At 33.2% G+C, this 12575-nt stretch carries 9 protein-coding genes; 2 read left to right on the top strand and 7 right to left on the bottom strand.

The features are described from left to right. The 7 genes from COJ46_RS19810 to COJ46_RS19780 all read right to left on the bottom strand — a co-directional run bounded on the left by COJ46_RS19810 (position 1) and on the right by COJ46_RS19780 (position 8304). On the bottom strand, positions 1–813 hold the full coding sequence (locus COJ46_RS19810) for an SDR family NAD(P)-dependent oxidoreductase (protein WP_097976136.1): 813 nt from the start codon (positions 811–813) through the stop codon (positions 1–3). Between the two features lie 186 nt (positions 814–999). Next, entirely contained in the window at positions 1000–1185 is a 186-nt protein-coding gene (locus COJ46_RS19805; protein ID WP_097976138.1) for a hypothetical protein, read from the bottom strand. 159 nt (positions 1186–1344) lie between these two features. After that, on the bottom strand, positions 1345–2913 hold the full coding sequence (locus COJ46_RS19800; RefSeq protein ID WP_097976139.1) for a long-chain-fatty-acid--CoA ligase: 1569 nt from the start codon (positions 2911–2913) through the stop codon (positions 1345–1347). Positions 2914–3006: 93 nt separating this feature from the next. Continuing rightward, positions 3007–4185 carry an acyl-CoA dehydrogenase family protein gene (locus COJ46_RS19795; RefSeq protein ID WP_097976141.1) on the bottom strand — a complete coding sequence of 393 codons (1179 nt, stop codon included), beginning with the start codon at positions 4183–4185 and terminating at the stop codon, positions 3007–3009. A gap of 214 nt (positions 4186–4399) precedes the next feature. Then, a complete protein-coding gene (locus tag COJ46_RS19790) occupies positions 4400–4954 on the bottom strand; it encodes an adenine nucleotide alpha hydrolase family protein (protein WP_176522529.1) in 555 nt (184 codons plus the stop codon). A 113-nt stretch (positions 4955–5067) separates the two neighbouring features. Beyond that, complete coding sequence (locus COJ46_RS19785; RefSeq protein WP_097976144.1) at positions 5068–7188, bottom strand: arylsulfatase; 2121 nt, start codon at positions 7186–7188, stop codon at positions 5068–5070. A gap of 132 nt (positions 7189–7320) precedes the next feature. Then, the gene (locus tag COJ46_RS19780; RefSeq protein ID WP_097976146.1) at positions 7321–8304 is read right to left on the bottom strand and encodes a formylglycine-generating enzyme family protein; all 984 of its coding nucleotides are present in this window, start codon (positions 8302–8304) and stop codon (positions 7321–7323) included. Between the two features lie 462 nt (positions 8305–8766). Here COJ46_RS19780 and COJ46_RS19775 point away from each other — a divergent pair, with 462 nt between their 5' ends. Both COJ46_RS19775 and COJ46_RS19770 read left to right on the top strand, forming a co-directional pair. Continuing rightward, entirely contained in the window at positions 8767–9663 is an 897-nt protein-coding gene (locus COJ46_RS19775) for a LysR family transcriptional regulator (RefSeq protein ID WP_097976148.1), read from the top strand. Positions 9664–10298: 635 nt separating this feature from the next. Next, complete coding sequence (locus tag COJ46_RS19770; RefSeq protein ID WP_098566215.1) at positions 10299–11765, top strand: spore germination protein; 1467 nt, start codon at positions 10299–10301, stop codon at positions 11763–11765. Positions 11766–12575 lie beyond the last annotated feature (810 nt).

Here is a 12575-nt window from a genome sequence, read left to right as displayed (position 1 = left end):
TCAAGTATATAATCCACCGTTAACATGAACGAGTTGACCATTTACATAGTTTGATAGTGGTGATGCAAGGTAAAAAATAGCTTCTGCAGCTTCGCGAGCTGATCCAATACGTTTTTGAGGAATTGTTTGTATAAACATATTACGCACTTTATCTGGAATACCGACTGTTACTCCATCAACAACTTCCCCTTCTTCTTTTGGACGAGTAAGGCGTGTATCAATGAATCCATAAGCAACTGAGTTCGCATTAATATTAAATTGTCCCCATTCTTTTGCAACAGTTTTTGTTAGACCAATAATTCCTGCCTTTGCTGATGAATAATTTGCTTGTCCTACATTTCCAGTTGATGCAACTGAAGATACATTAACAATCTTTCGATGATTAATGATACCTTGTTCCATTTCCTTTTTAGCCACGTCTCTCATATATGGTGCTGCTGCGCGAATTAGACGAAATGGTGCAACCAAATGAATATCCAGCATCGCTTGGAATTGATCGTCAGTCATTTTATGAATTAATCCATCTGATGTATATCCAGCATTGTTCACTAATATATCCAATTTACCAAAATTATTAATAGCAGCAGCAACAATATTCGTTGCAAATTCTTTCGCTGTAATATCACCACAATAGACAGCTGCTTCTCCTCCATTTTCACGAATAATTGCTGCAACTTCTTCAGCTGGAGTTAGATCCTTATCTGAAACGACTACTTTTGCTCCTTGTTCAGCAAATAGTAACGCTACTTCTCGTCCAATTCCTCGACCTGAACCTGTAATAATTGCAACTTGGTTTTCTAAAAATTTACTCATGATTTTCCTCCTAAAAAATAATTATTAAAAATCTATTTCAACTTTTATGTGGTAAATGTGTTCTTACATCAATACAATTGTATTTGTCATATATTTATTTAATTAAACATCAAAATTCTTCTATAGAAATAGGATTCTTGTTATTTAAATGAAGAATCGTTCTTAAGGCTTCTTGATATTCCTTACTTAAATACGCTTCATCCATTGTTCTAATTCAGCTGTTGTTCGAGCGTTTAATGCTGGAAAAGAACCAATGACGCCTGCTTTACAGCTTTCAATAACTGTTTCTGGATTTGATATTAGAAACATTGGTGATACGAAAACTGGGAAACTTAATTGTTCAAGAATGTATTTTGGTAATTTCTTTTTCATATGTTTCATCCCCAAAACTAATTTTTCTCTACCTAAAGTATTTGACATTCCATAGAGTTCAACATTTTTAAGAATAGAGCTAACGATCAATTTTAATTGTTTTTGTTTCCAGTACGTTTTCTATTTAAACAACCCTCATCTATGTTTTCAATTAATCAATTAGTTTACTTGTCTCGTAGTATCTTTCCAAAATTGCTCACGTAAATTACGTTTTAATATTTTTCCAGCCGCTGTTTTAGGGATTTCATCAGTAAATAATATTGATTTAGGTACTTTATAATTAGCTAAATAGTTTTTTGTAAACTGAATTAATTCGTTTTCTGTAATGCTACTTTTAGGTTCTTTGACAACTACTGCCAAAACAGCTTCGCCCCATCTCTCATCTGGAACACCAATTACAGACGCTTCGATTACATCTTGATGTTTATAAAGTACATTTTCTACTTCATTTGAATAGACATTTTCTCCGCCAGTAATAATCATGTCCTTTTTTCGATCGACGATATAAATATAATTATCTTCATCTATAGTTGCCATATCTCCAGAATGGTACCATCCATCTTTTAATGACTCTGTTGTTTCAACTGGTAGATTCCAATAACCCTTCATAATATTTTGACCACGAGCGATAATCTCGCCCGTTTCACCTGGTTTTACATCTACTCCATGTTCATCAACAACTCGTAAATCAACTCCAAAAACAACTCGACCAGCTGATTTGAGCCTTCTTTCACTCTGCTCAGTACCATCTGTTATATGATCTTCTGCAGTTAAATAAGTTAAACATGGTGAAGCTTCGGTCATTCCATATGCCTGTTCAAATTGTAATTTTGGAAAGGAGTGTTGAATTTTTTTCAATAGTTCAAATGGCATTGGAGAAGCTCCATATAATATCTTCTTTAAAGATTTTAAATGCTCCCTATTAAAATCAGGATCATTTACTACCATATTTAGCATCGTTGGCACAAGTACACTATCCGTCACGTTATTTTTTTGGACCTTATCTATAAATAATTTAGGTGTAAACATTCTTAAAAAAGTATGAGTGCATCCTACCATTATTGCATTAATCATAAAGGTAGCATCTGCTAAGTGAAACATAGGGGCACTATGTAAATAGGTTGAAGTATGATCTAAACCGGTAAACTGAATAGTTTGGTAAAAATTACTAACCATATTACGATGAGTCAGCATAACCCCCTTTGAACGGCCTGTTGTACCACCTGTATAGAACAACCCTGCAACATTATTCTCATCAGTTACATCATATTCAAGTTCCGTATCTGGTTCATTTTTAATAATATTTTCATAGGAGAGCAATTCTGAATCCTTCATTTCCTCATCTGCCAAAATATATTGTTCGATTGAAGGAGTATTTATTTGTAAAAAAGGTACTACTTTTTCGAATTCTTTATGAATAAAGAGTAGTAAAGCTCCTGAATCATTTAAAGTAAATTTTAGTTCCTCTGGAGATAAACGATAATTTAATGGAACAATAATCGCTCCAATCGCAGTACAAGCATAGAATAGCTCTATGTATCGGAAATCATTGAGCATTAATACACCGACACGATCACCTTTTTTAACATTGTTCTTTTTTAGCCAACTTTTTAATTTTGCTGTCCGATTTGCTAACTGTTTATACGTGAATTGATAATCATCATCTAAAATCGCAAGCTTATTTGGCCAAATGATTGAAGAACGTATTAGCGCTTTTGTAATAATCATTTATACTTCTCCTTTTATTTTATTTGTTAAATAAAAATGAACAGTAGTAATTTGATTCAAACAGTTTCAAAAAGATTTTAAATAATTTCTAACTTATAATCCCATGTTGTCGGCAATAATTACCTTCATTATTTCATTTGTCCCTGCAAATATAGGTAAAACTGCTACATCTCTATACCATCTAGCTATCTCATATTCTTCCATAAAACCATATCCTCCGTGCAATTGTAGACATTCAGAAGCTGCTTTCTTTGCTAATGCTGTCGTCCACCATTTTGCCATGGATACTTCAGTAACAACATTCTCTTTTGCAATATGTTTTACAATTAAATCATCTAGAAAAGTCTTTCCAATCGTAATTTCAGTTGCAAGCTCAGCAAGTTTAAATTGTGTATTTTGGAATGATCCAACTGGTTTGCCAAATACTTTACGTTCTTTTACATAGTCCATCGTAATATCTAGAATTCGTTTAGCACTGTATACAGCAGTTATCGAGCACATCAATCTTTCCTGCTGAAGTTTTTCCATTAAATAATAAAATCCTTTATTCTCTTCCCCTAGAAGATTTTCTACTGGAACTATGGCATCTTCGAAAATAAGTTCTGCGGTATCTTGAGAATGTAAACCAACCTTATTTAATTTTTTCCCTCTTTTAAATCCAGGGGTACCTTCCTCTACAACAATTAGACTAATCCCTTTATGACCAGGTACTGCCTTAGGGTCTGTCTTAACTGCTACAACAATAAGATTTGTTAATATCCCACTTGAAATGAATGTTTTTTCTCCATTAATCACAAAGTGATCACCTTTTCGTACAGCTGTTGTCTTAATACCTGAAAGGTCTGAACCTGTACCTGGCTCTGTCATTGCAACTGAAGACATGTATTCACCGGTAACAGCACCTGGTAACCATCGTTTCTTCTGCTCTTCATTCCCGTAACTTTGAATATATGGCATAACAATATCATTATGAAGACCTATTGCAGTTGAAGCCCCAAGTCCAATTTTAATCAATTCTTCAGCCATTACGATACTGTAGCCAAAATCCGCATTCAAGCCACCGTATTTTTCATCTACCCAAGGACATAAAAAACCATTTTCTCCTGCTTTTCTCCAAAATGATAGAGGTACAAGATGATCTTCTTCCCACAGATCTACAAAAGGGATTGCTTCTTTTTCTAAAAATTTCACGAATGCTTGTCTAAAAATATGGTGCTCCTCATTCAAAAAACTTCTTGATGAATTCTTACTTTCTGATAATACTTTAGCCATAATGTCCCCTCCTAAAAAAAATTCCAAGCTATATTTAGCTATAAATCAAGAAGTATACCAATTATAGAAACTATCAAACATTGAATTCTTCGTTGGAAACTTCTAAGAGTTGTCTTTCTTTTTAACAAAATAAGTATTTCATGTCTCTAAATGATGTCTATTTTTTAATACACAAAAACTTCTAATTATATTTAGCTTAAAATAAAGAAAAATATTAAATTGTTAGTTGTAAATCCTTAATGTTGACGGCAAAATCAACAATTTCAACTGTTCCTCCTACTTCTTTAGGAGAAAAACTATCTTTATGCACAACTACTAATGGAATTCCACACTCAACTTTTTTTAACTCATTTAGAAGAGATAAAGTTGTAGATCTAGTAAAATATAAATCACCTTCGCTAAAATTAATATCAGTCACATTTGTAACAAGCTCTACTTCTTTGTTCATTTCGATTTGTAACGCTAAATCTACCCCTATTACTGTATTAGGAACAAGAATTATATCTGGTTGAACAGCATCACAAACTTGTAGAAAAGCTTGTGTGTAGTTATTAACCATATAGATGTTTAGCTTTTTATTCTTCAATAAATACAATTTATTTGCACCATGCTTTGCTAATAATTTTGCAAATTGAGGTAAGTTACGATCGAATCCAATTACATTCAATTCACAACAATCACTTATCTTTTTTGCGGCTGCTAAAACTTCTAAGGAAATTTTAAGTAATTTCTCAGTTTTTGTTTCAACTAAAATAAGAACTTTTCTCATTTTCATCCTCCTCTAACTTCACTTGAATAAAGAATTTTAGTATTCCAATTAAATCTTTCATTTCAATTGAGTCAAGAAAGTATGGACTAGCTATCTTTTCCTTTTATTTCAACCTAATCATTTTGCAAAACAAAGTCGATTTTTTGAATTTTCCCTGTAAACGCGAAGTCTCCTATTTCTGCATAGTTTTTGCTTACAGGTAAATATGCATCTCTTCCAACAGTTAATCCATCCATTGAAATTATAAATGGTAAGGTCCTTGGCATATCAACCTCTCCAACATGGTGATCATCGATAAATAGGCTTCCTTTTCCTTGAAATTGACTTGTTTTCGAAAATTCAAAACGTACGGTTGATTTTCCAACCGGTATTTCTTGATTAGATTCAATGATATAGACAGTCTCCACATTATTATACTCATAGTATAAACGGTTATTTTGAATATACATTGTATATCCGCTGTATTGATTTCCGTGCGCAATCAATACACCCTTACTGTCTTTACTCGGACAATCTATCGGTACTGTAATTTTATAAGATCGATTAAGTATAGATGGCATTGCATGAGTATGGCCCATTTTTGGATAGTAAGTAAACTCTGTTCGATATCTTACTTTATCATCAGGAAAAACATAAGAAAATAATTCAACTGTTTTATCAATCATTGGGAGTGCATTATATTTTTCAGCTTCGCCAAACCAGATTTCCTTTAATTCATTCAGTTTCTCTGGAAACTTTTCAGCTAAATTATTTGTTTGAGAAAAATCTTCAATCGTGTTATACAATTCCCATCGATCATCTTCAAAAGGTGTTCCTTTCGTATGAAAAGAAGTCGCCTTCCAGCCGTCATGCCAAATCGCTCGCTGTGCTGCCATAAGGAAGTATTGAGTTTCACGGATCGTTTGAACTTTCTGATCATCAAATGTATACTGCATGCTCTTTCCATGCAACGGCATTTGTTTAACTCCTTTCATTTCTTTAGGTGCACTTATTCCAGCCAAGTCTAAAATTGTCGGAGTGATATCAATGACATGATGGAACTGATTACGAACAGTTCCAATATCCTTGATTCGATTTGGGAAATGATAAATCAATGGAACATGAATTCCTCCGTCAAATGTTGTTTGTTTATAGTACTTAAACGGTGTATTGCTTGCCTGAGCCCAGCCACGAGGATAGTTTGCCTGTGTATTTGGTCCACCAATTTCATCGATGTGATCGAACATTTTTTCAGCCGTCGGTGAAATTCCGCTATAAAAAGAATTTGGTTCCAAAAACCCATCAAATTCCCCCTCCTGACTAGCCCCATTATCAGATAGAAATACGATCATCGTATTGTCTAATTGTCCAATAGTTTCGAGAAACTCAATGAATCTACCTATCTGTTCATCTGTGTGAGTTAGGAATCCTGCATATGTTTCTTGAAATCTTTCGAAGAGACGTTTTTCTTCAGATCTAAGTTTATCCCATTCCTTCACACCAGGATTACGTTCCGCAAGCACTGTATCTTGTGGTACGATTCCTAATAATTTTTGACGTTCCAATCTTTCTTCTCGTATTTGATCCCATCCTTTTGAATATTTTCCTTTGTACATATCAATATAACTTTGTGAGACTTGATGAGGATAATGCTGCGCTCCAAATGCAAGATACATAAAGAATGGTTTTTCTGGGAAAATTGAAGCGTGATCAGAAAGAAATTGTATTCCATGATCAACAAGATCCTCAGAAAGATGATAGTCGGGCCTTTTTGGAGGCTCCACATTATGATTATCGTAAACTAAAGTAGGTGTATATTGATCTGCACAAGCATCTAAAAATCCGTAATACCGTTCAAAACCTTTTCCTAACGGCCAGTTATGAAAAGGACCAGCCGGTGTTTCTTCATATATTGGTGCTAAATGCCATTTTCCTACAGCATAGGTACTATAATCATTTTCCTTTAGAATTTCCGCTATTGTTCCTGCTGAAGAGCTAATTTTACCGCGTGAGTTAGGAACATCAGGACCTAAATCGAAATTTGCTAGAAGCCCCATACCTACAGAATGATGATTTCGTCCAGTCAATAAACTTGCTCTCGTCGGAGAACAAAGAGGCGTAACATGGAAATTATTATAACTCAATCCATTTTGTGCTAAACGATCAATATTAGGCGTCTTAATTTCCGAACCATAGCATCCAAGGTCAGAAAAACCCATATCATCAAGTACTATGTATACAATATTGTTTTTCATTTTTTATGGTCTCCTTTAAATGTAAAAATAATTAATCTGTTAATCTAGCTTTCATTAAGCATCTTAAATCTTGTCAATTACTTTCAATTGCATTTGTATTGAACACTCATTAAATGAAGTCAAAAAACACTATTAAAATTCCTTACGAGTGATTAATTTCGCATCCATAGCACAACGAAATCCCATATTTCCTGTAGAACTGTCAGGTGTATTGGAACTACGGGCAGCTACTCGATAACGATTACAGTAAGATTCGTGACAAAGATAAGAGCCTCCTCGTATTACCTTTGATGTTCCGTTTGGTATACCTTTGGGATTTTCTTTTGTGTCATATAAATGATAGGTTGGACTGAACCAATCAGAACACCATTCCCAGACATTTCCAGAAACATTATATAGGCCATAATTATTAGGTGGAAATGAACGAGCTGGGGCTGTTCCTTTATAACCATCTAATTCGTGATTTTCATTTGGGAATTTCCCCTGCCAAATATTTGCATAATGTTGACCATTCGGATGTAATTCATCACCCCAAGCATATTTTTTTTGTACTAAACCTCCCCGAGCAGCAAATTCCCATTCTGCTTCGGTGGGAAGTCTTTTCCCGGCCCAGTTGCAATATGCTATAGCATCATTCCAAGATACATGAACTACAGGATGATCGACTCTATTTTCAAGTATTGAATCCGGTCCTTCAGGATGTCTCCAGTTCGCTCCATCAACCGCTAGCCACCAAGGAGTCTGTTTAACAAATTGAGTAACTGCCATTCGTGTTTTAATTGACACTAGCGAATGAAAAACAAAGGACCAACCATAAATCTCTGCCTCAGTTTTGTAACCTGTATCAGTTACAAATTCCTCAAACTGAGAATTTGTTACGGTACAAGCATCTAAATAGAAAGGATCCACTTTTACTTTTCGTATAGGTCCTTCACCATCGGCCATATACCCTTCTGGATCATCAGTTCCCATTAAAAATTCGCCACCTTGGATGTAAATTGCATTTTTGTCAAAAATTCCCTTACAGCTTTTAACAATATTTAATCCTAATGATTGAGAAAAAGCTGATTTTTCTTTACTTGGTGAACAGCACCCAGATATTTTTTCTAGTTCCATTCATATCACTCACTTTATGAATTTTATAGTTGCAAAACGAAAACAATAGATTTAGTTTCTCAATCAGTAATTACAACAACCTTTCCTTTATGGGGATACATATGATACAACTAATCATTTAATTTTATAAATTCAAATTTCCAAATAATTTTAAAGATAGATATCAATATCTCATTATGTAAAACTTTTAATTCGAAATATTCTACACTCCACAGCAATGTAGAAATTCGATTTAATTTAAGAAATCTAATTAAACGATAAATTACACCTCCAAAAAATATTAGTTAGTTCATCCTTTAGCGAAGTTAAATTACAACTACAACAATTCATTTTGGAATTTAATTTTCAGAAAAATCTTATACTTCTTAGAAATTAATATACTTTCTCTTTAAGTTAATATAAAGTATAAAATAGTGAGGCTTAATTGACTTTTTTTCACTTTCAAAAAAAAGGAGTGACGAAATGAATCTATTACAAATGGAATACTTAATTGAGGTTGCGAAAACAAAATCATTAATTAAAGCTGCTGAGAATCTTCATATCTCTCCTTCTGGTATTAGTAAAGCCATTACTAATCTAGAAATGGAACTTCAAATAAAGATTTTTACACGTTCGAGGTTGGGTGCTGAGCTTACAGAAGAAGGAAAAATTATTGCAAGTAAAGCGCAGGAAATTATGCTTAAAGTCAACGATATTTCCATTTTTGCATATCAGAAGCTTTATCCAGAAAAAGTTAATATAACATTATCTGTCAGTCCTAACGCAATGTTAATTATCCCTAGCACGCTTGTTACATATAAAAAAAACTATCCCTATAGCCAAGTAGAAGTTTTTGAAAAAAAACCTAATTCAATTTTGTCCGACATAAAAACGGAAAAGATTGATTTCGGTATTACAATATTTACAGACGAAATGGTGGATTCTAATCCCGAATTGGAGTTTGAAACGATTCTCGAAGGTGGCACAGTAATATGTGCCAGTAAAAATTCTCCACTTGCCTATTTAGAAAAAGTACAAGTTGAGGACCTTGCTAATCAATCTTTGATTCTTACGGAGGATCCTATTTTGGCGGGGTATGCAAATGAACTTATTAACTATGTTCCTGAAATGAATATATTATTTACAACAAACAACGTGAATGTTATTTCTGAAGCACTATTAGAGGGATTGGGTATTATTATCACAATGAATTTATTTTTGAACAAAATAAGCAGTATTCAAAATGGTAGTATTATTACAATTCCATTTGTGTTTCCTCGTTCATTACGCTTTTGCGTTGGAATAGTTCGATTGAGAGGCAAGAAATTATCCGAACATAGTAAACAATTTATTAAAGCCTTTAAACAAAATCTCACTTAAATAAAAACTAGGTTTTCAATATTATTCATTCTTGTTACAATTTAATAATAATTTCGAAAAACAAACAATTTGTCTGGATAATATTGCTTCAACTGATCAATAGTAATTAAAAATAAGCAGCGCTCTAATTGAGTCGTTGCTTATTTCTATTTTAAAATACACTTTCTTTAAAGACTACAGAGCTTGTTTTTTATAAGAAGCAAGATCATGCGTTGAAAATTCTATTAACTACTTCTGTAGCTGAACATCCAACTTTCAATCTATTATTATTTTAAATTTAAAATTGTACATGCTTTCCTTGCCCTGCAGTAAATTATTTCATTTCTTATTGTAAATATACTGCAAAATAGTGAAACAGGAGTTAATTGAAAGAACAGCCTCCCACGAGTAATGTAACTAACGTATGCGTTAGCCATCCATGAACCACAGGATCTCCACGTTGAATGGAAATTTATATCGTTCTTCCATATTAGTTCAATATGGAATCCTATCAATTGTTAATGGAAATATGTAAATTGCTTATCCCTAGTTTACATAAGTATAATCCCTTACCTCAATTGTGAATGTTTAAATCATCTTAGCACATACTAAATATTGGTAATTATTAACATTGAATGCTTAGAGGTGAATAGAATTTGAATAATGCACAGGCTGATTTTACAAATAGTTTTCATAAAAACGTTGAAATAATTAAAGAACAATTACATCATACAACGGAGTTAGTTGTTCGAACGATTCGTATTGGTGAAACCAAGTCATTTGACGTAGCACTCCTCTACCTTGATGATCTCGTGAATGCTGATGTGATTCGGGACTTTATTATTACCCCGTTATTTTTATTTCAGAATATCAAAAAAAACGATACCGGACCATTTATCGACAATTTAGCCTCAAGACATATTCGAGCTTCTTCAGTTGAAATCGTTTCATCTTTCGAGGATGCACTGGGCGGAATTGTCCGAGGTCGAACACTGATCTTAGTCGACGGATATGACAGTGGAATTATCGCAGAAACGACCCAATGGCAACAACGTTCGGTTGAACAAAGTAGCCGACAACGTTCACCAGCTGGTCCGATGATTGGTCTGTCAGAACAATTAAAAGTGAACTTGAATTTAATTCGGAGTTTTATTAAGTCACCTGATTTAGTTGTGGAAATGAAACAACTAGGAAAATTTGCTAAAACAGATCTTTCAATCGTCTACCTAAACAATAAAGTGGATCAACAAGCATTAGAAAATATACGAAAGCGCATCGATACATTAGATGTGGACTACGTTTTGGAATCGAGAGTTGTTGAAGATGTTTTGGAAGGAAAGAAGAAAACAATCTTTCCCCTTATTTTCAATACGGAGATGCCGGATATTGTAGCTGCTGCTTTATATGAAGGACGAATTGCCGTTTTAGTCGATGGTACACCACAAGCTTCCATCGCTCCATCTTTATTCGTTCAGTTTATGGCGCAACCGAATGAATACTACTCAAAAACTGGTAAGCTCACTAATCGATTGATCTTATTCTTTAGTTACTTTTTATCCGTCTTCTTGCCAGGAATGTATGTTGCAGTCGCTAAATTTCATAAAAATTGGGTTCCTGCAAAATTTGCTAAAACGTATTTTACACATTCCGATACCATCCTCCCATTATTTCTAGAAATGACTCTAATGATACTCATTATAAGTATATTAATCTTAGCGGCCTTCCGGATTCAATCCGATATGATTATTGTGGTTTCTTTGGTAGGTACAATGGTGATTAGCACGACGGCTGTTGATGCCAAACTAGTACATCCTCTTAGCTTGATTATTACAGGGATTGCTTTCCTAACAAATTTTCTGTTTGTCACAGGTGGGATGGCTAGTGCCGCTTTTTCGTTACGCTTCTTATTTTTAATCATAGGTAGTTTCTTTGGTTTAACAGCGATGGGAATCGGATTCCTCTTGTTGATACTTTATATGGCTCTCTTACGCTCGGTTGGTGTTCCGTACTTAGCGCCGATCATTCCGTTTCGACCACAAGAGTTTAAAGATGTTTTTTACCGTGGAGATTTAAAGAAATTGATTAACAGTGAACACAAGTATCCTCATGATGATAAAGAATAATTAATAGTTTTCAAAAAAAGGATCTTAATAATAGATCCTTTTTGAACGTCTATTGAATTACACTTTTTCGCACACAGAATTTAATATTTTTTAAGTTTAAATTAATAAAAAATCCTCCTCATTTTGCCTCATAAGTTTAAAATTCCAAACGAACGTCACTACATAAACTGTACTTGCAGTTTAAAAAAATACATATCAAAAAAAACACTAAAGTAAACCCCTTCTTTATATGCTGACGAGGTTAGTTGTCGGATTCGGAATTAAAGCATACTTTGATACGACTAGGATAATTTTCTAAATTTATATCTTATTCAACTATTTTTTGAGAAACGAAACATTATGTTTAAAATTGATCAAATTAATGTATTTTTTCATATCATTTCTATTTTCATAAATATAAATATGCTCGATCCAGATGCTATCTTTTATATTTTAAAAACATTTAATTGTACAAGGATAGTTATTATAAAAGCAACATTAATTGAATTCGATTTTTAGTAAATAGTTTAAATAAATTCGGTAATAAGTAAAGTTCAGGATGTCAAAAATAGTATAACATGAGTCACATAATTTTTTTATTGAAAATTATTGACAAACTATTAGCTGCTGGTTTAGTTGAAGAAGAATTATATGATCTTGTTTCAACTTTTTAATTGTTGAATAAAAAATCTTTTTGCAACTTGAACGTAAAAAATCTCCTTCTACAGGAGATTTTTTATTTCGTATTATTAGTTAAAGAGTTAATGCTACATAAAAATACTAATCTATTTGAAACTAATTTAATTTTTTTATGACAATAGAAGCGTTTAC

Origin of the sequence: Bacillus sp. AFS077874 (genome assembly GCF_002566505.1) — a bacterium.
In the GTDB taxonomy this organism is placed as follows: domain Bacteria; phylum Bacillota; class Bacilli; order Bacillales; family Bacillaceae_G; genus Gottfriedia.
The sequence above is the reverse complement of the archived record's forward strand: the minus strand, read 5'-3'. Positions and strand labels throughout refer to the sequence as shown.